We start from the raw sequence: 22,663 nt of genomic DNA on the forward strand, positions 1-22,663 counted from the left end.
CTCTAGTTAAAATACACGAAAGTTGTACTATTGAATTGGTGCTGTACTACTATCCCGTACAACCAGTTTTGGATTAAAGATTATAGATTTCGTTTCAGCATTTGCAAGTTTACGGAATAATATCTTTACCGCCTCCCTCCCCATTTCATATGTATCCTGCCGAATGGTTGTAAGTTTCGGAATTAACGCGGATACTAATGGTATATCGTCAAACCCTACAATGGATAAGTCAATTGGAATACGAATCCCAAGCTCATGTGCCATTTGATAAACACCGCAAGCCATCATGTCATTACAGGCAAATATTGCCGTTACATCTTTTTTCAAAAGAATTTCTTTAGACTTGTGATATGCCATCTCCATCTGAAAATCCCCTTCAATAATGTGTGATGGCAATAGTTCAACCCCAGCTTCATTTAAGGCCCTTTTGAATCCTTCCAAACGTTCATTTGAAAGAATAATAGACTTTGGCCCTGTTATGCATGCAATATTACGATGACCCAGTTCTATTAAATGTTTTCCAGCTAAATATCCACCTTTATCATTATCCAGGAACACTCCCGCGTGCTTTTTCTCCTCTTTTCCTCTATCTATAAGAACGAAAGGAATTTTTGCACGATTCAATTGCTCCTCATCTGATGTGTCTAAATGATCTTTTGCAGAAAATATTATTCCATCAACCTGCTGTTCTTCTAAAAGACGCAAATAACGTTTCTCTTTATCTGTTTGATCATCGGAATTACATATAATTAAGCTATATTCACCTTCATTCGCTTCATCTTCTACTCCTCGGCATAATTCAGGGAAATACGGATTAGATATATTTGGTACAATTAATCCAAATGTTTTAGACCGCTTAGTAACAAGACCACGGGCAAATTGATTGGGCTGAAAATCCACCTCCTCCATCACTTTGAGTACTTTCTCACGTGTCTGTGAGGACATCCCCTCCTCTTTTTGATTCAACACACGCGAAACAGTCGTAATCGAAACACCTGCTTTTTTCGCAATGTCTTTAATGGTCCATCTTTTCATTTCTTCTCCACCTACAATTGAATCACTGGAGAAAACGTTTTACGAAAACGTTTTCTCTACAAGAATCATATTGCAATCGTTTTCATATGTCAAGAATTTTTTTAACATAGCAATAGCAAAAAAGCTTGTTAAGAATAGAACGCTTTCTTAACAAGCTCAACCTAAATTACTTTTTTCTATTAATTCTATAAATCTTCTTAAATTCTGCTGCTCTCATTTTCTTAGGCTTTGGGGGACGTGATGTATAGAACTCCATTCTTTCAATATTTTGTTGAAAACTAACTCGTAGTTGAGCGGCCCTGGACAGTTGGTTAGAAAGTGAACTTAAAGAAATTGGAATTTCAAAGCTTTGATTATTTTGAAAACTAATGATCGAATTATTATTTTCCCCTCTATGTATGGAGGTAATATGATCATGCGATATCCATATACAGTCAGGTCTAGTCGGTGATGTGGTTGGAATTAAATAAATTGAGGTGTTGGGGTCGATGATGATTGGCGGTTTGTGGGTAACCATAATAAGTGATTTCGTTCCGGCTCGCCTGCCTTCAAAAGAACTTCCAAAATATTTACAACCTTTTTTGACAATATCCAGTGGCTTTTGGCGAACTATGAAATGATCATCTAGTTCAAAGATCTCTGAGTATACTTCATCATCCTTTATGTATGGCTTGATCATCACCGTGTAAGGATTAATTTCATACTCCTCCAAAAATAATTCTGTTTTCAACATATTTTAACTTCCCTCCTTATAATATGACAAATTAACCATATCACACTCTAGTTCAAATGTCACTATTTTTTTAAAAAGTCAGATAATAATACGAAAGGCTGTTATTAAAATTTGGATTTAAGTAACTCATCTGAAAATTTACACTCTTCAGTTGATTTTTTTGCCCATTTCGTTTATAATTAAAAAAAGTTTCAGAGGTGATCATCGATGGAAAAGAGGAAATCTTATCAGGAACTGCTTAAAGAGTATACGATGACCCAGAATAAAAATGAAACAGAAGCTATGGAATGGTATGCAGATTTTTTCCTAAACGGCCTACTTTTGCAAAGACGTGAAAAACGGCTTCGTGAAGATATTGACCGTGCGCTTGATCTACATGATAAAGAAACTTTTACTAAGCTCACGAACGAGTTAGTTGATCTTTTGGGTCAATGAAAATGTTAAATCCCCCTTAAAAATTAGGGGGATTTTTTTCGCTAAAGCTTTCTTCACCTTTAGGGATATTTAATTGATATTCCTGAATCATTTTTATTCTTTCGAGCATGGTTGGGTGTCCATAGCGGAATATTTTAACTAAAATAGGGGGATTTACTTGACTTAAACCTGCTTTTGTCAGACTTTGAAATGTTTGAATCCCTGCCTCTTTATCTTGAGTCATTTTTATAGCATACGTGTCTGCCCTCATTTCTTGATATCGTGATACCCAGTTTGAAAGAGGGCTTGCCAAAAATAGAAGTATCGATGTAATTAAAAGAAATGCTGGGAGTGAACTAATATTTGTTACTTTTTCAACTTTCCATTCCTTCCCACGTCGTGAAATCCATTTTTCCATTAATTTGGCAGTCAACCATAAACCAACAAAAGTGAGCAGCAAATATCCCGCAATTCCTTTATAAATATGCTTTTCTACGTAGTGGCCCATTTCATGCGCCATAATAAAGAGTATTTCTTCATCAGACAGCCTTTCCAATGTAGTATCCCATAGAACGATTCGAGAATTAGATCCTACCCCGGTCACATATGCATTCAAAGAATTTGTTTTAGTAGACATATCCACCTCATACACATGTTCGGCTGGTATATCTGCTTCTTTTGCAATTGCCAATATTTTTGCCTCAAGATGCTTATCTTTTAAAGGATAAAAATCATTATATAGCGGATCAATTACAACCGGCTGGATAAACATCATAAATATTGAAAATGGGACTGATACGACCCAGGCCGCCAGCCACCAGCGCCTTTTATATTTCCGCATCAATGCATATAAAACGGTAATAATGATTAGCATTGTTGCGTACTGTACCCAGAAATCAATTACTTTATCTTTCATCCATGCAGGGAAAATCTGTGTTGAGATATTATAAGATTTGGAAATCGTATAAGATAAATAGCTAAGTGGAAACATGACAACGAACGATGCAAGAGAGAGCCAGAATAAGTAAATGGCAGTCCTGGCTATGAAAAATTTGGATATATGCTTTGCAGATCTTTCAAAAAGTGCCGATACACCAAATATTAAAAGTAAATAATAAAATAGCCATTCATAAGGAGTTGCTAAGAAAAACATTAAATTACGGATTCTTGAATATTCTTCACTTAATTCAAGTTCCCTTCCATTTAGGAAAGTAGCCGGATCTGCGTTTGTCCCTTTAAGAGCTTCCGGTATCGATGTGTCCGCCAAATAAAATAAATACAAAAATATAGCTAGTCCAAATAAAAGGTACGCTATAATGGCTCGCATCGCCCATTTTCTAATCAATGATATATCCCCCCTGTCCATCTCTTATTATATGTAGAAAGAAAATCTTTAAATAGAACTAACTGAAAGAATATTTTTCCCAATACTTATAGTTATTATTTCTTCAATTTTCTTCATCATTACGATTGTAGCACTAAAATGAAATGATTTACGCCACCTGATTGATCAAGTGGCGCTGTTTCTTTCGTTATGAAAATTAGAAAAGCCAAGAATATGCACTAAGAATGGCGATCGATCCAAGTACAACTGCTATTACATTTGCTCCGAGAAACGCAATCAGAAAGGCAGCAGCCATTCCTACAGCTCCGAACAAAATATTACCTTCTTGGATAAAGAAAACTGCAGGAAATATAAGTGCACCGAGGGTGGCATAAGGAACATTTTTCAAAACTCCTTGTACAAAAGGTGGAAGCTCATTTCCCCTAAACATCACAAATGGGATCATCCTCGGGATATAGGTGACTAGCCCCATTCCGATAATTGTTAATACGATAATAGAACTACTCATTCTTTCATTTGCCCCCTTCCCTTCAATGTTTCCACTGTCTCAACTAAAATAGCTGATAAAAGGGTGGAAATGACTATTGCCCAGCCTTTACTCATCATTTCAGAAAATACAAAAATACTGTTAAAGGCTGCCGCAAGCAACGCGAGGCAAGCGACTTTCATACTTTTTTTCAAAGAAGGTACAAGCAGGCCGATAAACATTGCATATAGAGCAACAGCCATGCTTTCCTGCAATACTTGAGGAAGACCCGCACCTATTCCAAAGCCTACACCCGAGAAAATTACCCAGCTCATATACGCAATTATGTTGAGGCCAAATAAATACCCAGTCGAAACCGTATCCGTTTTGGTCGCCGCAACGGAGAATGTTTCATCCGTTACACCAAAAGCATAAATAGCTTTTTTCCAGGGAACATCTTCTTCAACTTTTTCATTTAATGATGCAGACATCAAAAAATGCCTGATGTTGACAATAAATGTTGTTAATATCATTTCCACAGCACCTGTTCCAAGAGCAAACATGTTAAGTGCAATATATTGAGAGGCTCCCGCATATAATACTAAACTCATTAATATTGTTTCAAATAATGTTAAACCGGTTGTTTTTGCAAGTAAGCCAAACGTAAGCGCAATGGGAGAATAACCGATAGCGATACTCATCCCCTCTTGAAGCCCCCGGCGAAATTCTGTAAATTTCACTTTTGGCACCGAAGCCTCCATCCCTAAATCCCCCTCTGTTACTGTATTTAATTTTTTCAATGATAAGCGTGAATTGTACATTCGGCAAGAACAAAGGAATCTTTTAAAGGTTATTTTCCCTTAAAAATAGGTTTTCTTTTTTCATTAAAAGCTTTTAATGCTTCTATCCTATCCTCCGTAGGTATGGTAGTTTCATAGGCTTTCCTTTCAATTTTAAGACCTGAAAGAAGATCTTTGTTCATCCCGGCTTTAATCGCGTATTTTGCTTGTTGGACAGCGATTGGACCATTTTTCAAAATTTCTTGTGCAAATGCCTGTACCTCTTTCATGAAGCGATCTTTATCAAAAGCTTTTAATATAATTCCATATGCCTCAGCTTCAAACGCCTTCAATCTTTTCGCAGTTAAAATTAACTCTAATGCTTTCGTTTCTCCTATTAACCGTGGCAGCCGCTGCGTTCCACCCGCTCCCGGAATGATAGCTAAACTCGTTTCAGTCAGCCCAACAATTGCTTTTTCAGAGGCAAAACGAAAATCACAAGCCAAAGCTAGTTCCAGCCCCCCGCCAAAAGCATAGCCATTAATAGCTGCTATTGTCGGCTGTGGCAGCGTCTCAATGGCAAGAATTACTTCCCCTATCTTTTGTAAATTGCGCCGGACCTCTTGCTCAGTAAGTGTTTTCCGCTCTTTTAAATCAGCGCCAACGCTGAAAGCTTTTTCTCCAGCCCCTTGAAAAATAATCACTCGAGCTTCTGGAGAACTTCTTAATAAATCTACCCTTTGTGATAATTCTACCAACATATCATAATTGAATGCATTTAATGTTTCAGGCCGATTTAATGTCACTACAGCTATATTTTCAGCAATATCTAACTTTACTGTTTCCAAAGCATTCCCTCACTCCAAAGGTATTTTGTAATATATACGCAATTTCTGAAATAGGAATGCTTATGAAAAAGGATAGAAGGCCAAATTAATAGCACTTCCATCCTTCATATTAATAAATCAGATTGATGATTTCATCTTTAGTGACGTTTCCAAAATAGTGTTTAATGTCTACATCTTCCAATGCATTTAGAATATCAGATCTTTCGTAGCGTACACCCGTTAGGCGGCTTTCAATTTCACTGACATCCCCGACACCAAAAAAGTCTCCAAAGATTTTACATTCTTGAATTTGCCCCTTGTCCACATCAAGCCTGAATTCAATAAGACCTACAGGGAATCGATGTGAATGTTGAATGTTGAAATGAGGCGATCTTCCATAATTCCAATCCCAATTTGCATAATGCACTTTTGAAATCTCATGAATTTGTTTCCAGTCATCTTCTGTTAATTTATATTCTGGGATTGGATCTATGCCTTCAAATATAGAACGAAGCAATTCCTCTTTAAATTGCTCAATCGTCATTTTTGCTTCTAAAAACTCAGAAATATTTGCGACTCTGCTCCGGATAGATTTAATTCCCTTGGATTCTATTTTATCTTTACGAACTTTTAAAGCTGAAACGACATTTTCAATTTCGGAATCAAACATTAACGTACCATGGCTAAACATTCTGCCCCTAGTAGAGAATTGCGCATTCCCTGAAATTTTTCTTTCACCAACAAGGATATCATTACGTCCTTTTAATTCGGCCTCGACACCTAATTTATTTAATGCTTTAACAACCGGTTCCGTAAACTTTTTGAAATTTAGGAAGCTGTCACCCTCATCTTTCGTAATAAAACTAAAGTTCAAGTTTCCTAAGTCATGATAAACCGCGCCGCCTCCAGATAATCTGCGCACAACGTGAATGCCATTTCCCTCTACATATTCAGTATTAATTTCCTCAATCGTATTTTGATTTTTACCAATAATAATAGAAGGTTCATTAATATAAAATAATAAATAGGATTCATTTACATCCAAATTTTTCAAAGCATGTTCTTCAATCGCCAAATTAATCCGTGGATCCGTAATTCCTTGATTATCAATAAACTTCATTACATTTCCTCCTATTTTCTTTTAAAAAGCCAATTTCAATCCTTTAGATGCAAGAATAACTTCCTGTTTAAAATATTCAGCCGCTTCAGCTTTTAATTGGTTTAAGTCACCGAAGTGCGGTAAATGGGTGAGGACTAGTTTTTTAACATTCGCTTTTTTAGCAAGTTTTCCGGCTTCCTCACTAGTCATATGACCGGCATCTGCTCCATTCATACCTTTATAAAAATTAGATTCCGCAAGCAATATGTCTGCATCTTTGGAAAAACTGATCAAATCATCAAAATAAGCAGAATCCGCAGTGTAAACAAGCGTTTTTTCATTGCAGGATATTCTCATAGCAAAGCATGGAACAGGATGTTTCGTTTTCAAAAATTCAAGTTTAAATGGACCAATATGTGTTTGATCATTTTTATCGTAAGGAATACCTGTTGTAATATCTTTGTAAGTTAACCCCATATACCCTTCCTGATCGTATGTATGACCATATATTGGCAAGTTACTGTTATATCCAGTCACATATTTACTGATTAGCAGTGCATGATGAAGTACTCCAATATCTGCAATATGATCAGCATGGTAGTGCGAAAGAATGACAGCATTTAGTTCCTCAGGATTTATATACATTTGCAGCTGTGATAGTACAGCGCTCCCACAGTCAATGAGAAGATTAAATCCATCATGGGTAAGCAAGTAGCCGGAGCTTGCTTCCCCTGCTTTAGGATAACCGCCCCAATGCCCTATTACCGTTATCTCCATAAGATTAGCTCCTTTATTCAAACTAATTATTACTATACTTTATTTTTTCATATTTAACAAAAGGATTGACACCTATAAAACTGTTATAATACAATGTAAATAACGAGATTCAGTACTGCAACAAAATATATGGGAGAGTGGAGAGCATGCTAGAAAACGTCATAGAATTTTTTAAAAACCTTCCTGCCAAAAAATGTACAGAATGCGGAGAAAAAATTACAGAACAACATGAATGCTATGGTACAACGTGTGACAAATGCAGTGAAATTAAATAGTAAAGATCAAACCCCTTATGATTATTCACAAGGGGTTTTTTAAACTTTTTCTTTTACCGCTTTATTTCGCAATATATTCAATCAACCAGCAATCTCTAAATTCTCCTTCATGAAGTTCATGTTTTGGGAGAAACTTCACTTTCTTGAATCCGCATTTTTCGTAGCAGCTAATTGCCCTTTTATTCCATGTTTGTGGGTCCATTACAATCTTTTCAGCCTGTCTCTCCTCAATTAAAAACTCCACCATAGAACTAACTAAAAGCTGGCCAATCCCACGGTTCCAATAATCCGGCTCACCAATAAACTGATCCATGCCGAATATGATTTCTGAATCAAAAAATCCGTATTCTTTTTTATCTTCATTATCCAATTGATAGTATTGAATATAGCCAATCGGAATTCCACTATATTCCACTATACAGCGGTAAGTTCCGTCATTTCGATTATAAAACTTCTCTAATACTTTCTCCTTATTAAAAGGGTTATCACGCCCTTCGTAGAATTCAAGAACGACAGGATTCGATAGCCAATGTGCCAATAAAAGATTGTCCTCCAAGGTTAAAGTACGAACTGATAATTCATCATTTTGAAATAACATCATTTACGCCCCTAAAGCCTTATTCCAAGCTAAGAAAAATTCTTCCACCGATTGGTAGCGCTTATTTCTTTCCTTTTCAACAGCATGTGAAGCAACTTCATACAATTCTTTATTTGCCTCCCATTTTTCGAAAGAACGATCTAGTTCTCCACCAAGTAAACAAAAAGCAACTGCTCCCATATTAAAAACATTCGTTCTCTCATCAATTGCCGAACCGAGCTCAAATTCTTCCGGTGACATAAATCTGGAAGAACCCCATAACCTTCCCATCGTATTGGTAAAAGGCTTTATCTTATATAAATCAATATCACAAATCTTCGTTTCATTGGTCTCAAAATGGTACATAATGCTTCCATCATAAAAATCAACAGCAACAACGTTTTTCCTTTCCATATGTACGTGAAAATCGTAGATTCCCTGTAAGGAGTCTAATCTTTTTTTCAGTGTTAACTGTTTGAAACGATAAAAAGGCGACTTAGGATGTTCATATTTTGCAGGAGGTGGAAAAGACCAATGTGAATGGAGACATTCTCCTTCAAACCATTCAAAAATTAATACATACCCTTGATCAACGGGAAAATGCTTCTCCAACTTCACTAAATATGGATGAGTTAATTTTTCATAAAGCACCACCGAATTTTTTAACTCATCAATAGCATCATCGGGATGCCCCTCATATTCCAGTGTCTTTGCCCCTGCATATTTCACAAACTTTTTCTGACCATCTTTTTCAATGCCAAAACATATATTGCCTGAATCTTGCTGATCAAAAACAGCAAATGCCTCGCCCATATTTTGAAGCCAATCAAAATGATGATATTCTCTTAAGTGAAAAGTCACTTTACCTATGTGAATGGTTACTGGTTCGCCCATATTTTTAATCCCCAATCATTTTTGACATCATAATCATTCTTGGATTTACGTAAAAACCATTTTTTATATAAAAATTCTCCGCCTGCCCACCGCTTCCAGTCAAAAGATACACACGCTTGACTCCACAATCTTTGCAGTAATCTTCAAGTGCAGAAAGTAAATTTGAACCAATTCCTTTTCCTTGCTCTTCTGTTTTCACACACATTTCAACAACTTGAAAATGCTTGCCATCCCACCACGGTTCTGAATATCCCATTAAAAATCCAAGAAGTTGATCGTTTGAGTCATATAGGCCAACTCCCCAGAACTCAGGATGTTTCAATATGCCCATCAAGCGTTCGCTTGCACTCTTCAGTGTCCATTCATCAAACCACGGTGCTTGATTGAATACGGAAATATAAAGTTTTGAACAAAGATCCAGTTCATTAATCGTGATCCTTTTTTTCGAAATCTCCATAATATCCTCCACTCTAAACAAAAAATTCCATATGGTCTTTTTCCTGTTTATAATAATCCAATCGATCTTCCAATGTTCCAGTATGGAACTCGAACTTATGTCCGTCCGGATCAGTAAAATATATCGATTTTTTATCCTTTTTATCTCTTTTACGCCCTTCAAGTATATTAACATTTAATTGTTTCAGTTTTTCATATACACAATTAAAGTCGGATTCTTCTATTGAAAAAGCGATATGGGTGTAAGAATATTTTATTTCATTACGGGGAATGTCTCTTTCTTCATTAAGAGCTAGCCAAATCCCCTTCAAATCAAAATAAGCAATCTTTCTTCCCTTTACGAGAAGCTTTGCATCTAAAACATTTTCATAGAATTTAATAGACTCTTCTAAATTAGAAACGGAGAATAATAAATGATTTAACACTCCAAAACCTCACCTTATTGATTTGGGTATTTTTCTCGCAAAAATATTACTGATTGCTTGATTAATTTTATTAACACGTCAATATTAATGTCGGCTATTTTATTTATATACACACATGCCTTTCCCGCAGTATGCTTTCCGAAATCTTTTAATAATGCATCTCTTTCTGAATCGCCAGTCGCAAAATATAAACTGATTTTCGCTTTTCGCGGGGAGAAGCCAACTAAAGGTGCATCTCCCTCATGTCCAGATTCATATTTATAATGATAAGAGCCGAATCCAATAATACTTGGTCCCCACATTTTCGCTTTATACCCTGTTGTTTCTGTGAAAATGTCTAATAACTCGTACGCATCTTCTCGTTTTTTCGGATTATCCACATGTTCAATAAATTCAATAACACTGCTCTCATTTTCTTTTGTTTTTAATTCATACATCGTTTCCACCTCTTTATAAATGATTATTTGAAGCTGCAGCATATTTCCTAAAACGCAAAATAATGGCTGGAGGAATTTCATACCAGTCAAATTGATTCGTTTCATTTTCTTTTTGAAAGCTTGGTTCCTCTATGCCGTCTAAGACAAAGTGGTGTTGAAATGCTAGATTTAAATAATATGATAAAGGTCTATGAAACATATAGTGCGGGGTCGGCTGCCCTTTAATGCCAATTGCTTTATAAGGAAGTGGTGTAAGATAGTTGAAAATCTGAATGCTATTCCTTGATTCTACTATGCCACCCATATCTTCTACTTCATGTACTTTTCGCATATTCGGAGATTGAAAGCAAGGATGTGTGATTGAAAAAACAAAGACACCATTATCTTTAAGTAAATAAAATAAAGCTTTCAATAATGGCTGAATGTCGACAATATCCATTAAAGCCATATTAGCTACCGCACTATTAAATCGATCATTTCCGAGAGCTATTAATGAATCAAAATCCGTTGCATCTAGAACTTTATACTCAATTTGTTTCAACTCAGATCGCAGTTTCGCCCGTTCAATCATTTTAGAACTATAATCAATCGCAACTACATTGGCCGCTTTTTCCGCAAGCCTCCTAGAAAAATTACCATTCCCGCAGGCAATATCCAGAACTGTATGATCAGCTTGTACATCCAACAATTCTTCAGTATGTGGTCTGATGATTTCACGGTGAAACCGATTGCTTTCTTCTCCCATATAATCATCCCAAAATTCCGCATTTTTATTCCACATTAATTTTGATTCTTGGTTCAACTCTTTCCATTCACTCAAAAGTGCAGCTCCTTTCAATATTACTGTCAAATAAATGCACTTACTAAAAACATATAAATTAACATTCAATTATTGATATTAAAAAACCTTCTTTAACTTTTTATTCCCCATCAACAGAAAAATGGCCATCCAACTGACTGCTCACACGAATTATTTAAATAAAACAGTTAAAGGATTTCCAAATAAAGGTATTAAAATGAATGCAGTCACTACAAACCCAACCATAAAAATAAGTGCGTTCTTCTTATTAATCTTCTTTCCCCCCTGAAAATAAGAATAAAATCATTATGATTCCAAACCTACCCAAAGACTATCTTTATTTTTCTTCCTATTGATAAACAACCTGAAATTCTTCAAAAACAACGGGCATATCCCATGTGAATTCTTGATTAGCCGCCTCGCATACTTGTGTATAATATCTTATATGTCCTTCTCGCCATGATTCCAAATTGTCATCTTCGCCTTCTAATCTCGCTAATTCGAATGTAACGTCTTTAAATGGAAGAATTTGAACAGATGTCGTTTGGATGATGCATTTTGGTTCCCCTGGCCAATTCGTAATGACGCTATAATCCCCTACCTTTGGAAGTGGCTCTTGTTCAAAATCATAAATGGACGATGCTGTTGCTCTCTTCTTCCCTTGCAAAACAAGTTCTAACAATTCGTTTGCTAATCTTTCATTCAGCTCGAAATGCCATGACGTATAAGGTTGGTTCGGCGTTTTCGTTTTTTCTAAAAATTTCTTCCAATACACTTCTATTTTATTCATAGGTTTAATTCCCCTTTTTTCTTCCTGAAAATAATAATTCCTAAAATGAGGACAATCAGAACGATTATACAAGCGATGATTATAGGCAATGGCCATTCACTCTTATATTTTCCTTCTTTAATTGCTTTTATATAGGTACCATCCTCCGTTTGAACTGCAATAGCCTCAGTTGTATTTATCCCTACTATTGAGTAATATTTAGTTCCTATTTTATAGGTATTTGAAAAATTTCCCCAGTAAGATCCTTCCTTATCGGAGTATTTCGTGACTTGGCCAATTTCTTTATCAATATTATCGATAAGTTCATCACTGACAACATAAACATAGCCGTCCCATACTACAAAAGAATATGCCCAACTAGCATGTGAATATGGTACTAGTATGAAAGATAATAATAAAAGGAAGAAAACGCTTCGCAGTATTCTAGCACTCATTTTACCACCCCCTACTGACCATCTTATAAAACAAAACATTTCCCCAGATTACTTGCCCTGTAAATATCTTACTGATAAAATCACTTTTCGCTTTTATTTTTTGCAAATGTCATTAATAAACGATTTTATATCGCGAAATCAATTGGAATTGATTTTCCAGACCATGCTTTCTTAGTTGTCCAGTCTTCCTCTCCTTGCCAAAAAGGATCCTCCTTGGGCAATCCGAGGGGTAAGAATACCGTAGCACAGAGATACAAGCTGCCAGTTGAAATGTAGTTTTCCCCTAATTCCGGCTGATGGCCACAGAATCCAATACGAAGCCATCCTTTTTCATCAAAAGTACCAGGGATTTTAATCATTCGCTGGATGACCGCCGTAAGAGCACACCTTACTTGAGCTGGTTTTATGCTGTCGTCTAATCTATGTTGATAAGCCATTTGCGCCAAATGTTGAAAAGCTCCAAATCGATAAGCAATTGACCTTCCGATAACCGGAAAGGTCCCTTCAGGTGAGATGCTCCTTTCTTGGATGGCAGCAAACCTTTTTGCCCTTTTATATATCTTTTCCTTCATTACTTGCCAATCCGAAGACTGATCGCCAATGGTCTCGATAATATCCACTAACATTGGCTGAATGACATAACTATTATAGTAATCCGCATGAAATTCTGGCCCGTCCCCATATATGCCATCACCTAAATACCATTGTTCATGCTGCCTTAATGCATAATCAATTCTCATTTGGTCCCAGTCCTCGCCTAATCTAAACAATACAGCTTCAATCATTGCGGAAAATAACAGCCAATTACTAAAAAATGGCTTTCGAGTTCTTGAAGCTTTAAGAGCAATTACCAAGTTTTGTTTCACCCTCATATCCAGTTTTTCATATAACTCAGTCGGTGCTCGCAAAATTGCATGTGCTAAAAAGGCGGTATCGACAATTGGTTGATGACCATCGGAAAAATTTAAAAAATCCGGCGAACAGGGATCTGTTGCGGCATCCAGCCCCTCTCTTGCCAATCGACTATATTTTTCCCGTAATTGACATTCCTCGCCATCTTTCGTACTGTTTTCTAACCAAGGAGCCATTCCAGAAAGAAGCCTAGCAAATGCCTCTAAATGACTATATTGGTCTCGATCTAAAAGCGTTCCTTCTATAGGCATTTTCTGCTTTAATTGTCGGATGGAAATAGCTTGCAAAACAGGATCAGCTATATTCAACATTGTTTGCAACCAGTAATTTCGATCATTTATTGCTTTTGTCATACATGAACTCCACCTTAAACGAATACTTTTTTAGATTTCTAGATATCTACTAGATTCGAGTAATTCGAAGCATTTCCTTCTTTTAAAAAATAATTGTTTCTGATACCTAAGTGCAACTTATTATTTATTTAACCGTCGAATATGTTAAACAGACAGGAGGGACTATTGTGAAAAAGGGGTTTTTATTATTATTGTTGGCGAGTCTTTTTATGACAGCATGCAGTTCAAACTCTAATGAAGCAAAAAGTAGTGAAAATAGTGCCGGAAGTTATGATTCATCTATTGCTTCAGATCAAGGTAAAATGGAATTGTCGCGAGAAGATTCATCTGGTGAAATAGCCATGGAAATGCCGAATGAAGACTTTGCTAATGCTGACAAAGCAGTTAACTCTGATGATATAAATATTACAACAGATAGAATGATCATCCACCAAGCACAATTGCAAGTAAAGGTAAAAAACTTTGAGAAAGCTCAACTTAACATTGAAAAGAAAGTAAAAGGATATGGAGGATATGTTGTAGAGTCTAATACTTATCGTGAAACTGATGAGACAGTCAGTGGTACGATTATCGTCCGCATTCCTGAAAAGTATTTTCAAACTTTTTTAAATGATGCCGAAGAACAAGCAGCGGAAGTTTTAAGTCGAAACGTAACGGGTCAAGATGTAACTGAGGAATATGTGGATTTGGAATCGAGACTTAAATCAAAAAGAGCTGTTGAAAAAAGACTTCTTGATTTTATGACTGATGCAAAAAAGACAGAGGATTTATTGAAAATATCATCGGATTTAGCGAAAGTGCAAGAAGAAATTGAAGTTCTTGTAGGAAGAATGAAGTATCTTGAAAATCAAACATCTTTTTCAACAATTGAAATTTATATGACAGAAACCCGTGTCATAATTCCAGGGATAGATAATAAAAACTTAAATACGTGGGAAAAGACGAAAAAACAATTTGTCGATAGCATGAATTTTATTTTATCAGCATGCTCTGCTCTTGTAGTGTTTTTTGTAGGGAATTTACCTGTTATCGTTATACTTTTAATAATGGTGGGGGCCGTTTTCTTTCTTATTAGAAAAAGGAAACGAAAAGACCTTTAACAAAAATGGAAAGCTAGGTACATGGGGTATCTAGCTTTCCATTCACGTTCAAGAATGCTATATAAATTAGAATCACGCCAACCATCTTTTATTAACAGGTTAATAAACCTGCCTCACAAAAAAGTTATTTTACTGGTATCCATATTTCTGAATAACAATCTGGGCTGGAAGGATCGTCATCTGTATAAACTTCCAAGTCAGGAGTTCCTGCATGTACATAGCCGCTCGATGGAAACCATTCAGTATGAATCTTTTTCCATGCGGTTTGCATTGCGTCTGGCATAGGACCATGAACCTCAAATACAGACCATTTAGATGCAGGTATTGTTAGGCTCTCTAATTGATCAGGTTTATCACTTTTAGATGCTGTGGCAACCCAGTAATCAATCACACCGTTAGACAATGGGTCAAAACAAACACCCAATAAACCTTTTAGTGCTCCATCATTAACTTCCACCAGTATGTCTACAATTCCTTCTTGATGGACTTTTTCCCACATTTTTGGAATACCGATTAAGTTTTCTCCGTTTTCCCACGAAAAATTTTCCTTGACCCCCACTACTTGAAAACTTTCTTTTTCTACAATTTTGTATTGCATTGGATCTGCCCCTTTCAGACTCACTTGGATCACCAAGCGATTATATGATTTAAGCTTTCCCATATTTTTTCGCGCTTCTGTTGGGCTGATTCCATGTTGTCTTCGAAAAGCTTTTGAGAAAGCTTCGGGAGAGTCATAGCCATATTTTAGGGCCAAATCAATGATCTTCTCATTTGTTCTTATTAATTCTTGTGCAGCTAATGTCAGCCTGCGCTGTCTTACATATTCGCCAACAGTCATATCCGTTAAAATTGAAAATGTTCGTTGAAAATGAAATTGTGATGAGTTTGCCTGTTGAGCAATTTGCTCCATCGTCATGTCATCCAGTAAATGATCTTCTATATAATCAATTGCTTTTTGCAAAGATTCGACCCATGCCATATAGCAGCCCCCTTCCCTTGAATAAATCATAACAACATAAGGGATCGCAATCCTGTTTCTTTCTGCTATGTTTTGTCAGTTTTAATTCGGGGCTTTATTTAGTAATGATAATAGGACCTTCTTTTGTCACGATTACAGTATGTTCAATTTGCGCAACATAACTTTGATTTAATGTAATAAATGTCCAGCCATCCCCTTTTTCGTATACTTCCTCATCATTAGAAGAAATAAATGGTTCAAAGGCTAACACTGTTCCATCTTTTAAAAGTTCGTTATCCCAAGGCTCATAGTAATTCATAATATGTTTCGGTGATTCATGCAAGGAGCGTCCAACCCCATGCCCGGTCAAGTTTTTAATAACTGTAAAGCCATTTTGTTTTGCAGTATTGTGTACAGCTTTTCCAATCCCGTTTAATTTAGCGCCGATTTTTATTTTTGCAAGGCCTGCTTCGAATGCTTTTTGGGCTACCTCACATAAAGAATACAGGATAGGGTCACCGTTGCCTGCAACAAAGGAGAGACCTGTATCAGCAAAGTAACCATTTTTAGATCCTGATACATCAATATTTACTAAGTCTCCTTCATTGATTACACGTTTTCCAGGAATTCCATGTGCCACTTCTTCGTTTACGCTAATACATGTAAAACCAGGGAAGTCATATTCACCTTTTGGACCAGAAATGGCAGCATATTTTTCAAAAAGCTCCCCGGCAAAATCGTCTAACTCTTTTGTTGTGACTCCAGGTTTCGCTTTTTTAATCATTTCATCACGAATTATAGCGACTATTTTCCCAATCTCTTTTAGACCTTTTAGATCCTCCTCAGTTTGAACAATCACTGAATTTCCTTCTTTCTATAGTTAATTCCAATCATTTTAAAATGTACAAATATGATTTTACCATAATCCTAACATAAATTTTTCAAGTACATGCGAACTGGGCAAGTTTACTGGCCGTCCTTTGCGATTTACTGGCCGTCACCGTATGTTTACGGGCCATTCCTCACGATTTACTGGCCGTCGCACTATTTTACTCGTATACTTTGCCCTTAGATGATACATATTAATTTTTAGTTTAACATAAAGGAGTAATTTCAAATGAAAAACCCCAAAAAGCAAGATAAAAATCGAAATGACAGTAACAGAAATGAGTTCCAACAATCGGTAGATGATTACTTTGATCAAGATAGCGGGAAACCAGTACCCCAACCAAAAGATTACGAAGAAATTGATTATTAATAAAAATGTTTACGGAAGAGTCCCGTCCACAATTGCCCCTTCTTTAATATATCTTATAATTTTTCGAGACTCTTCCGTGACTCTCTTCCTCCCATGAACATTCAAAAACCAATTTTCCTTTTTGGTACTTTGATCTTCTGCCGGACAAAGGGAGAATTCAATCCAACTTGGCATATACGTTTTTAAGGTCAAGTGAGTTCTTTGCATATGGTAACTTGCTGTTACGATCAATAACCTTTTTACTTTGTGCAAATCAAAAAATCGATCTAACACTAATAATGATGCCAGTATATTTTCCTTCGTATTCGTTGATAGTGTTTCAACTAATATATCTGTTTCAGGAATACCCAACTCTATTGCCTTATTTTTTAATACAATAGCTTCCGGTAAAGAATTACCATTCCAGGCTACTCCACCTGAAAATAATATTTTATTAGCCCTGCCTTCATGATATAACTGTAAAGCTTTTGGCAAGCGATATTGTACAGCTTTACTGCTCCCAAAAACCATAATGCAATCCCCTTTTAGAAGGTCGTCGTTTATATCACTGTATAGGAGTTTGGTCATTAGTTCATCTGTTAGATCCTCGGATCTCAATTCAGAAATGTTCATTCTCAATTCCCTCCACCACATCAAGAAACCAATTTTCGTTATAAATCTTTTTCAAGAATAATTTTCATTTCGCCGTTTTTATCAGTATATGTATCCATAACATTAAATCCATTTTTTATGTTTAAAATAAGCATATGCCTCCATTTGTTTTTTGTTTTTGTTTGTACAACCTTATAGCCTAGTTCTCTCAGATATTGGTGTTGCTTCTCCATTAATTTAGTAGCTATTCCTACATTTCTATAATTTACATCCACACCACCAAGCCAGCTATAAAATTTCTCATGCGAAAGCTCGTATCCAATTTTGTATCCCACGACTTTCGAATCTTCGAAGGCAACTTGTATAAGGGGTTTTGATTTATTTTTTATTTTTCTAACCAATGCTGAAGAATCGTGAAAAATCTCTTCATGCATCTGCAAAATTCCAGCCATCACTTCTTTGTCAGGAATTTGTGTATAAAATGAAAAGTTCATAAGGATCTTCCTTTCAAACGTAATGAAATATGAAAAAATCAAGTGAGTTCGTATGATACTTTGAATCTCACTTGATTTAAATATAGGATAGAAAAAATAATGTGCAGATTAAACTGAGACAAGTATGAGAAGAATTTTATTATACTTAAGCATGGTACTTTTGCCCAATTTAGGTTTTACATAAATTTCTTTGAGAATTAACATGGAACTATTGAGTAACTTCATTTTCCGATCATTTTACTCGAGAATTAACATCGAATTACCGAGTAACTTCATTTTCCGATCAATTGTATCGAGAATTAATACAGAATTATCGAGTAACTTCATTTTCCGATCATTTTAATCGAGAATTAAAGCCGAATTATCGAATATCTTCACTTTCCAACCTTTTTAATCGAGAATTAAAGCTGAATTATCGAATAACTTCACTTTCCAAACATTTTAATCGAGAATTAAAGTATAATTATCGAATAACTTCACTTTCCAACCTTTTTAATCGAGAATTAAAGCTGAATTATCGAATAACTTCACTTTCCAAACATTTTAATCGAGAATTAAAGCCGAATTATCGAATAACTTCACTTTCCAACCTTTTTAATCGAGAATTAAAGCATAATTATCGAATAACTTCACTTTCCAACCTTTTTAATCGAGAATTAAAGCATAATTATCGAATAACTTCACTTTCCAACCTTTTTAATCGAGAATTAAAGCCGAATTATCGAATAACTTCACTTTCCAACCTTTTTAATCGAGAATTAAAGCTGAATTATCGAATAACTTCACTTTCCAACCTTTTTAATCGAGAATTAAAGCCGAATTATCGAATAACTTCACTTTCCAACCTTTTTAATCGAGAATTAAACCCGAATTACCGACCAACTTCATTTTCCAATCATTTTAATCGAGAATTAAAGCATAATTATCGAATAACTTTACTTTCCAACCATTTTAATCGAGAATTAACACGAAATTGTCGAGCAAATCCATTTTTCAATGCTAAACATTAAATAAATCATTGTTCGGCACGCACGAAAAATATATTTATGTATTTAATATCTCTTCCTCGTCCTTTTAATTTCCTCAAGTTTTGAATATAGCTCCGTTTCGAGATCAAACTCAAAATAATTAGCAAGCTTCAATATATAAGCAAGACAATCTGCAAGCTCTTTACCTAGGTTTTCTCTAATCGATTCTTTTGCCATTTCCATCGCTTCCACATCATTGTAGCCTTCAGATAAATAGTTCTCTGATAGATCAAACATACTCCTAAATTCTTCAGCCACCTCTGCTACTTCAGTCGTCAACAACATATGTATGAAAAGCAGAAAATTTTGATTTGCTTGGAAGCTGTTTTCATCAAATCGATTATAACCCATTTCTTTTTCAAAGCTGCGATAATAATTTTGTAGTTTTTCCATTTTGGCTCCCCTTCTTTAATCCTATACATTTTTTAAAAATACATAGCTGACCTTATCGTAGGCCATTTTTTCTTCGTAAAAGCGGTGTGCATCCACACGTTGTAACCCAGATGATAAAGCGACTTTTTCATAGCCTTTTGCTTTTGCCCATTCGTGAACATATGATAATAGTTTCCTGCCATACCCCTTTGACCGTACGTTAGGATCCGTTACTAAATCACACACGCATATGTAATGGCCATAATACAACGTTATCATCGGCATAAATCCTACCACCGCAACAATATCTCCATTGAGATCAAAATGGGCTATTAATTTATAATCCTCTTTTTCTCGCGCTTCAAGAATAAGTCTTAAATAGGACTCTTCATCCAGATGGGCTCTTAAATGCTTCATTATCTCAAATCCAGCCAATATTTCATCTTTGCTGATTAATTCTTTAATCAAGATATCATCTCCATCTCAAAAAGTCTTTGACACAACCCTGTTAATATTTGTATATTTTAGATACTACTTTATCTTTAAACGTAAAGGAAGGTGTTTTTTTATGTGGGACTGGATTCTCTACCTTTCTATTCCTTTTATTGCATTTGCTGTCATCGAAGAATTAATTTATTTAATTGTTAATCTAAGTGTTTTTGGCTCTAAAAGAAAACGTAAAAAATTAAATAGTACTGAAATTAGTAAATAAGATTTATAGCTTTTATTTTATCAATATCTTTTTTTGTATTGCAACAGTGCTTTCATAAAAGAAATGATCGAAAGGGGTTAATAATGGTAGTTAAGGATAATAAGCTAGGTTTTGTCGTCACTGGACTATTACTGGCAATATTGATGTCTGCCATGGATAATACAATCGTTGCAACCTCCATGGGTACGATAGTCGCTGATCTTGGTGGATTCGATAAGTTTGTATGGGTGACTTCAGCCTATTTGGTAACAGTCATGGCAGGGACGCCGATATTCGGGAAATTGTCCGATATGTATGGTCGCAAACGATTTTTTATTTTTGGATTGGTTGTTTTTTTATTTGGTTCCATACTCTGTGGAACAGCAAATACGATTACACAGCTCAGTATTTACCGTGCTATCCAAGGCGTAGGCGGAGGTGCGTTAATGCCAATTGCCTTCACCATAGTCTTTGATATTTTCCCACCTGAAAAACGTGGTAAAATGACCGGTCTGTTTGGCGCTGTTTTTGGGACATCAAGCCTTTTCGGTCCACTCCTTGGTGCTTATATTTCAGAATATGTTGGTTGGCATTGGGTGTTTTTTATCAATGTACCGATTGGAATTATCTCATTTTCATTAATATCATTCTTTTATAAGGAATCACTTCAACATAAGTCTCAGAAAATTGATTGGTGGGGAGCATTTACTCTCGTGGGGGCTGTGATTTGTTTAATGTTCGGCCTTGAACTTGGGGGCAATCAGTATGCTTGGGATTCCTGGATCATCATTGGATTGTTTAGCCTCTTTTCAGCATTCTTTATTATTTTCCTTTTTGTTGAAACAAAAGCATCGGAACCCATTATCTCGTTTCAAATGTTTAAGACACGCCTTTTTGCCACAAGTAATGCGATAGGATTTTTTTATGGGGCCACCTTTATTATCGCAACGATTTATATTCCTATCTATATTCAAGGTGTATTCGGTGGCACCGCTACGAATTCCGGTCTTATTTTAACACCAATGATGCTTGGATCGGTCTTCGGAAGCCAATTAGGCGGGATAATGACGACGAAAACAAGTTATCGCAATATCATGATTTTTTCAGGTGTCTTTTTTGTTACAGGTGTTTTATTATTGAGTACACTTTCTCCTGACACTTCCCGATTGATCGTGACCCTCTTTATGATCATAACCGGTTTTGGAGTTGGATTTTCATTCTCAACTTTAAGTATGTCTGCCATTCATAACTTTGATATGAGAAAACGTGGTGCAGCAACATCATCCATTACATTCTTCCGTTCCCTCGGTATGACATTAGGGATAACCATTTATGGAATCATTCAAAGAAATTTATTCGCAAACAAATTATCTAAAGAGTTTGAAGGAATGGCTAATGGAAATGGATTTGGCAATTCGAGGGAACTTTTATCTCCTGAGGCACGGAAAGAAATACCTGCACCTGTTTTGGAAAAAATTACGGATGCATTATCTACTTCAATTGCCCATACGTTTATGTGGGCGATTATACCTGCATTGTTAGCAGTTGTCTTTATTTTATTCATGAGCAAGGAACGAATTCATATTCCTGTCAAAAAAGCAAATTCTTGAAAGGAAGCTTAGTTTTAGTTTCCTTTCTTTTTTGGCTAATTTCTGAACAAAATCATGGATACCCCAATAACTTAAATCATTAGTATATAATGGAGGCAGGATTGTTATGTAGGAGGTTTATTGAATACGATGAAAAAGTTTTTAATCGTTTTATTATTCTCTGTTTTACTTGCTTTAAGTGCTTGTTCATCTGCGCCAAAAAGCGGTACTCCGATAAAGGATTTTAATTATACAGATCAAAACGGTAATCCTCTTGGCCTTGAAGATTTAAAAGGAAAAGTATGGGTGGCGGATTTCGTATTTACAAACTGTACAACTGTTTGCCCGCCAATGACAGCAAATATGAGTCAGCTGCAACAGGAAGTTAATGATGCTGGCCTAAAAGATGTTCACTTTGTTTCGTTTAGTATCGATCCTGAAATTGATACACCAGAGGCTTTAAAAAAATATGGCGAAGCTTTCGATGCCGATTTTTCCACCTGGCACTTTTTGACTGGATATTCTCAAAAGGAAATTGAAGACTACGGTCCAAAAAATTTCAAAACAATTATTAAGAAGCCACAAAATGATGACCAAGTCATACATGGTGTGAGATTTTATCTATTAAATAAAAAAGGTGAAATTATCTCGGATTATCCTGGAAATGAGGATGTGCCTTTTAATCAAATCGTAAAGGATATAAAATCGGCAAATAAACAGTAATACATAAAAAACAGACAGGAATTCACCATCCT

The 22,663-nt window shown here is 35.7% G+C and carries 30 protein-coding genes; 7 read left to right on the forward strand and 23 right to left on the reverse strand.

The genetic code is table 11. The features are described from left to right. Nucleotides 1-27 precede the first annotated feature (27 nt). Entirely contained in the window at nucleotides 28-1,035 is a 1,008-nt protein-coding gene (locus NQ185_RS05095) for a LacI family DNA-binding transcriptional regulator (RefSeq protein ID WP_257580495.1), read from the reverse strand. Between the two features lie 166 nt (nucleotides 1,036-1,201). Next, complete coding sequence (locus tag NQ185_RS05100) at nucleotides 1,202-1,768, reverse strand: competence protein ComK (protein WP_257580496.1); 567 nt, start codon at nucleotides 1,766-1,768, stop codon at nucleotides 1,202-1,204. A 207-nt stretch (nucleotides 1,769-1,975) separates the two neighbouring features. On the opposite strand from NQ185_RS05100, the gene NQ185_RS05105 reads away from it, so the two are divergent. Further along, the gene (locus NQ185_RS05105; protein WP_257580497.1) at nucleotides 1,976-2,203 is read left to right on the forward strand and encodes an IDEAL domain-containing protein; all 228 of its coding nucleotides are present in this window, start codon (nucleotides 1,976-1,978) and stop codon (nucleotides 2,201-2,203) included. A gap of 16 nt (nucleotides 2,204-2,219) precedes the next feature. Here the strand turns inward: NQ185_RS05105 and NQ185_RS05110 are convergent, their stop codons facing one another. The 6 genes from NQ185_RS05110 to NQ185_RS05135 all read right to left on the reverse strand — a co-directional run bounded on the left by NQ185_RS05110 (nucleotide 2,220) and on the right by NQ185_RS05135 (nucleotide 7,475). Beyond that, on the reverse strand, nucleotides 2,220-3,527 hold the full coding sequence (locus NQ185_RS05110; protein WP_257580498.1) for a M48 family metallopeptidase: 1,308 nt from the start codon (nucleotides 3,525-3,527) through the stop codon (nucleotides 2,220-2,222). A gap of 196 nt (nucleotides 3,528-3,723) precedes the next feature. Further along, nucleotides 3,724-4,035 (reverse strand): AzlD domain-containing protein, encoded by a 312-nt coding sequence (locus tag NQ185_RS05115; protein WP_257580499.1) that lies wholly within the window; start codon nucleotides 4,033-4,035, stop codon nucleotides 3,724-3,726. Then, complete coding sequence (locus NQ185_RS05120) at nucleotides 4,032-4,754, reverse strand: AzlC family ABC transporter permease (protein ID WP_257580500.1); 723 nt, start codon at nucleotides 4,752-4,754, stop codon at nucleotides 4,032-4,034. Before NQ185_RS05120 ends, NQ185_RS05115 begins: the two co-directional genes overlap by 4 nt. 89 nt (nucleotides 4,755-4,843) lie before the next feature. After that, on the reverse strand, nucleotides 4,844-5,620 hold the full coding sequence (locus tag NQ185_RS05125; protein WP_257580501.1) for an enoyl-CoA hydratase-related protein: 777 nt from the start codon (nucleotides 5,618-5,620) through the stop codon (nucleotides 4,844-4,846). Nucleotides 5,621-5,729: 109 nt separating this feature from the next. Next, nucleotides 5,730-6,719, reverse strand: coding sequence for a lipoate--protein ligase (gene lplA, locus NQ185_RS05130; protein ID WP_257580502.1), 990 nt, complete (start codon nucleotides 6,717-6,719; stop codon nucleotides 5,730-5,732). 21 nt (nucleotides 6,720-6,740) lie between these two features. Continuing rightward, the gene (locus tag NQ185_RS05135) at nucleotides 6,741-7,475 is read right to left on the reverse strand and encodes an MBL fold metallo-hydrolase (RefSeq protein WP_257580503.1); all 735 of its coding nucleotides are present in this window, start codon (nucleotides 7,473-7,475) and stop codon (nucleotides 6,741-6,743) included. 146 nt (nucleotides 7,476-7,621) lie between these two features. On the opposite strand from NQ185_RS05135, the gene yhfH reads away from it, so the two are divergent. Then, nucleotides 7,622-7,750 (forward strand): protein YhfH, encoded by a 129-nt coding sequence (gene yhfH / locus NQ185_RS05140; protein WP_257580504.1) that lies wholly within the window; start codon nucleotides 7,622-7,624, stop codon nucleotides 7,748-7,750. A 61-nt stretch (nucleotides 7,751-7,811) separates the two neighbouring features. On the opposite strand, the gene NQ185_RS05145 is transcribed toward yhfH, so the two are convergent. The 9 genes from NQ185_RS05145 to NQ185_RS05185 all read right to left on the reverse strand — a co-directional run bounded on the left by NQ185_RS05145 (nucleotide 7,812) and on the right by NQ185_RS05185 (nucleotide 13,827). Beyond that, nucleotides 7,812-8,348: a GNAT family N-acetyltransferase gene (locus NQ185_RS05145; RefSeq protein ID WP_257580505.1), complete on the reverse strand. Its 537-nt coding sequence runs from the start codon at nucleotides 8,346-8,348 to the stop codon at nucleotides 7,812-7,814. 3 nt (nucleotides 8,349-8,351) lie between these two features. Beyond that, nucleotides 8,352-9,221 carry a protein kinase domain-containing protein gene (locus NQ185_RS05150; RefSeq protein ID WP_257580506.1) on the reverse strand — a complete coding sequence of 290 codons (870 nt, stop codon included), beginning with the start codon at nucleotides 9,219-9,221 and terminating at the stop codon, nucleotides 8,352-8,354. A gap of 4 nt (nucleotides 9,222-9,225) precedes the next feature. Beyond that, nucleotides 9,226-9,678 carry a GNAT family N-acetyltransferase gene (locus NQ185_RS05155; protein ID WP_257580507.1) on the reverse strand — a complete coding sequence of 151 codons (453 nt, stop codon included), beginning with the start codon at nucleotides 9,676-9,678 and terminating at the stop codon, nucleotides 9,226-9,228. Nucleotides 9,679-9,691: 13 nt separating this feature from the next. After that, a complete protein-coding gene (gene fosM / locus NQ185_RS05160) occupies nucleotides 9,692-10,102 on the reverse strand; it encodes a FosM family fosfomycin resistance protein (protein WP_257580508.1) in 411 nt (136 codons plus the stop codon). 14 nt (nucleotides 10,103-10,116) lie between these two features. Further along, entirely contained in the window at nucleotides 10,117-10,539 is a 423-nt protein-coding gene (locus tag NQ185_RS05165) for a DUF1801 domain-containing protein (protein WP_257580509.1), read from the reverse strand. 13 nt (nucleotides 10,540-10,552) lie between these two features. Then, complete coding sequence (locus NQ185_RS05170; RefSeq protein WP_257580510.1) at nucleotides 10,553-11,359, reverse strand: class I SAM-dependent methyltransferase; 807 nt, start codon at nucleotides 11,357-11,359, stop codon at nucleotides 10,553-10,555. Between the two features lie 328 nt (nucleotides 11,360-11,687). Next, nucleotides 11,688-12,128, reverse strand: coding sequence for an ASCH domain-containing protein (locus NQ185_RS05175; protein ID WP_257580511.1), 441 nt, complete (start codon nucleotides 12,126-12,128; stop codon nucleotides 11,688-11,690). After that, complete coding sequence (locus NQ185_RS05180; protein WP_257580512.1) at nucleotides 12,125-12,562, reverse strand: hypothetical protein; 438 nt, start codon at nucleotides 12,560-12,562, stop codon at nucleotides 12,125-12,127. The genes NQ185_RS05175 and NQ185_RS05180 overlap by 4 nt, the downstream gene beginning before the upstream one ends. Nucleotides 12,563-12,687: 125 nt before the next feature. Then, complete coding sequence (locus tag NQ185_RS05185; protein ID WP_257580513.1) at nucleotides 12,688-13,827, reverse strand: DUF2264 domain-containing protein; 1,140 nt, start codon at nucleotides 13,825-13,827, stop codon at nucleotides 12,688-12,690. Between the two features lie 167 nt (nucleotides 13,828-13,994). On the opposite strand from NQ185_RS05185, the gene NQ185_RS05190 reads away from it, so the two are divergent. After that, complete coding sequence (locus NQ185_RS05190) at nucleotides 13,995-14,927, forward strand: DUF4349 domain-containing protein (RefSeq protein WP_257580514.1); 933 nt, start codon at nucleotides 13,995-13,997, stop codon at nucleotides 14,925-14,927. 124 nt (nucleotides 14,928-15,051) lie between these two features. On the opposite strand, the gene NQ185_RS05195 is transcribed toward NQ185_RS05190, so the two are convergent. Further along, a complete protein-coding gene (locus NQ185_RS05195; protein ID WP_257580515.1) occupies nucleotides 15,052-15,906 on the reverse strand; it encodes an AraC family transcriptional regulator in 855 nt (284 codons plus the stop codon). A 94-nt stretch (nucleotides 15,907-16,000) separates the two neighbouring features. Beyond that, nucleotides 16,001-16,744 carry a type I methionyl aminopeptidase gene (map, locus tag NQ185_RS05200; protein ID WP_257580516.1) on the reverse strand — a complete coding sequence of 248 codons (744 nt, stop codon included), beginning with the start codon at nucleotides 16,742-16,744 and terminating at the stop codon, nucleotides 16,001-16,003. A gap of 258 nt (nucleotides 16,745-17,002) precedes the next feature. Between map and NQ185_RS05205 the strand changes: the two genes are divergently transcribed. Then, nucleotides 17,003-17,143 carry a hypothetical protein gene (locus tag NQ185_RS05205; protein ID WP_257580517.1) on the forward strand — a complete coding sequence of 47 codons (141 nt, stop codon included), beginning with the start codon at nucleotides 17,003-17,005 and terminating at the stop codon, nucleotides 17,141-17,143. Nucleotides 17,144-17,152: 9 nt separating this feature from the next. Here the strand turns inward: NQ185_RS05205 and NQ185_RS05210 are convergent, their stop codons facing one another. The 4 genes from NQ185_RS05210 to NQ185_RS05225 form a co-directional block, all read right to left on the reverse strand. After that, nucleotides 17,153-17,755, reverse strand: coding sequence for a YdcF family protein (locus NQ185_RS05210; protein WP_257580518.1), 603 nt, complete (start codon nucleotides 17,753-17,755; stop codon nucleotides 17,153-17,155). A 38-nt stretch (nucleotides 17,756-17,793) separates the two neighbouring features. Continuing rightward, on the reverse strand, nucleotides 17,794-18,228 hold the full coding sequence (locus tag NQ185_RS05215; RefSeq protein WP_257580519.1) for a GNAT family N-acetyltransferase: 435 nt from the start codon (nucleotides 18,226-18,228) through the stop codon (nucleotides 17,794-17,796). Between the two features lie 1,052 nt (nucleotides 18,229-19,280). Continuing rightward, entirely contained in the window at nucleotides 19,281-19,649 is a 369-nt protein-coding gene (locus NQ185_RS05220) for a MazG nucleotide pyrophosphohydrolase domain-containing protein (RefSeq protein WP_257580520.1), read from the reverse strand. Between the two features lie 21 nt (nucleotides 19,650-19,670). After that, on the reverse strand, nucleotides 19,671-20,045 hold the full coding sequence (locus tag NQ185_RS05225) for a GNAT family N-acetyltransferase (protein WP_257580620.1): 375 nt from the start codon (nucleotides 20,043-20,045) through the stop codon (nucleotides 19,671-19,673). A 151-nt stretch (nucleotides 20,046-20,196) separates the two neighbouring features. Here NQ185_RS05225 and NQ185_RS05230 point away from each other — a divergent pair, with 151 nt between their 5' ends. From NQ185_RS05230 to NQ185_RS05240, 3 genes are all read left to right on the forward strand, one after another. Next, a complete protein-coding gene (locus tag NQ185_RS05230; RefSeq protein ID WP_257580521.1) occupies nucleotides 20,197-20,340 on the forward strand; it encodes a hypothetical protein in 144 nt (47 codons plus the stop codon). A gap of 83 nt (nucleotides 20,341-20,423) precedes the next feature. Beyond that, nucleotides 20,424-21,929: an MDR family MFS transporter gene (locus NQ185_RS05235; RefSeq protein ID WP_257580522.1), complete on the forward strand. Its 1,506-nt coding sequence runs from the start codon at nucleotides 20,424-20,426 to the stop codon at nucleotides 21,927-21,929. Nucleotides 21,930-22,058: 129 nt separating this feature from the next. Further along, nucleotides 22,059-22,631 carry an SCO family protein gene (locus NQ185_RS05240; RefSeq protein WP_257580523.1) on the forward strand — a complete coding sequence of 191 codons (573 nt, stop codon included), beginning with the start codon at nucleotides 22,059-22,061 and terminating at the stop codon, nucleotides 22,629-22,631. The last annotated feature ends 32 nt before the right edge of the window (nucleotides 22,632-22,663 follow it).

This window comes from Lederbergia panacisoli, assembly GCF_024626525.1.
In the GTDB taxonomy this organism is placed as follows: domain Bacteria; phylum Bacillota; class Bacilli; order Bacillales; family Bacillaceae_C; genus Lederbergia; species Lederbergia panacisoli.

Coding starts and splice junctions, on each gene's coding strand:
- NQ185_RS05145 (WP_257580505.1), bottom strand. CDS start 8,348: ATGTTATTTCAAAATGATGAATTATCAGTTCGTACTTTAACCTTGGAG.
- NQ185_RS05100 (WP_257580496.1), bottom strand. CDS start 1,768: ATGTTGAAAACAGAATTATTTTTGGAGGAGTATGAAATTAATCCTTAC.
- NQ185_RS05215 (WP_257580519.1), bottom strand. CDS start 18,228: ATGAACTTTTCATTTTATACACAAATTCCTGACAAAGAAGTGATGGCT.
- NQ185_RS05095 (WP_257580495.1), bottom strand. CDS start 1,035: ATGAAAAGATGGACCATTAAAGACATTGCGAAAAAAGCAGGTGTTTCG.
- NQ185_RS05155 (WP_257580507.1), bottom strand. CDS start 9,678: ATGGAGATTTCGAAAAAAAGGATCACGATTAATGAACTGGATCTTTGT.
- NQ185_RS05230 (WP_257580521.1), top strand. CDS start 20,197: ATGTGGGACTGGATTCTCTACCTTTCTATTCCTTTTATTGCATTTGCT.
- NQ185_RS05205 (WP_257580517.1), top strand. CDS start 17,003: ATGAAAAACCCCAAAAAGCAAGATAAAAATCGAAATGACAGTAACAGA.
- NQ185_RS05220 (WP_257580520.1), bottom strand. CDS start 19,649: ATGGAAAAACTACAAAATTATTATCGCAGCTTTGAAAAAGAAATGGGT.
- lplA (WP_257580502.1), bottom strand. CDS start 6,719: ATGAAGTTTATTGATAATCAAGGAATTACGGATCCACGGATTAATTTG.
- NQ185_RS05120 (WP_257580500.1), bottom strand. CDS start 4,754: ATGGAGGCTTCGGTGCCAAAAGTGAAATTTACAGAATTTCGCCGGGGG.
- NQ185_RS05225 (WP_257580620.1), bottom strand. CDS start 20,045: ATGAAGCATTTAAGAGCCCATCTGGATGAAGAGTCCTATTTAAGACTT.
- NQ185_RS05180 (WP_257580512.1), bottom strand. CDS start 12,562: ATGAGTGCTAGAATACTGCGAAGCGTTTTCTTCCTTTTATTATTATCT.
- NQ185_RS05105 (WP_257580497.1), top strand. CDS start 1,976: ATGGAAAAGAGGAAATCTTATCAGGAACTGCTTAAAGAGTATACGATG.
- NQ185_RS05175 (WP_257580511.1), bottom strand. CDS start 12,128: ATGAATAAAATAGAAGTGTATTGGAAGAAATTTTTAGAAAAAACGAAA.
- NQ185_RS05135 (WP_257580503.1), bottom strand. CDS start 7,475: ATGGAGATAACGGTAATAGGGCATTGGGGCGGTTATCCTAAAGCAGGG.
- NQ185_RS05165 (WP_257580509.1), bottom strand. CDS start 10,539: ATGTATGAATTAAAAACAAAAGAAAATGAGAGCAGTGTTATTGAATTT.
- yhfH (WP_257580504.1), top strand. CDS start 7,622: ATGCTAGAAAACGTCATAGAATTTTTTAAAAACCTTCCTGCCAAAAAA.
- NQ185_RS05115 (WP_257580499.1), bottom strand. CDS start 4,035: ATGAGTAGTTCTATTATCGTATTAACAATTATCGGAATGGGGCTAGTC.
- NQ185_RS05240 (WP_257580523.1), top strand. CDS start 22,059: ATGAAAAAGTTTTTAATCGTTTTATTATTCTCTGTTTTACTTGCTTTA.
- NQ185_RS05150 (WP_257580506.1), bottom strand. CDS start 9,221: ATGGGCGAACCAGTAACCATTCACATAGGTAAAGTGACTTTTCACTTA.
- NQ185_RS05210 (WP_257580518.1), bottom strand. CDS start 17,755: ATGAACATTTCTGAATTGAGATCCGAGGATCTAACAGATGAACTAATG.
- NQ185_RS05185 (WP_257580513.1), bottom strand. CDS start 13,827: ATGACAAAAGCAATAAATGATCGAAATTACTGGTTGCAAACAATGTTG.
- NQ185_RS05235 (WP_257580522.1), top strand. CDS start 20,424: ATGGTAGTTAAGGATAATAAGCTAGGTTTTGTCGTCACTGGACTATTA.
- NQ185_RS05195 (WP_257580515.1), bottom strand. CDS start 15,906: ATGGCATGGGTCGAATCTTTGCAAAAAGCAATTGATTATATAGAAGAT.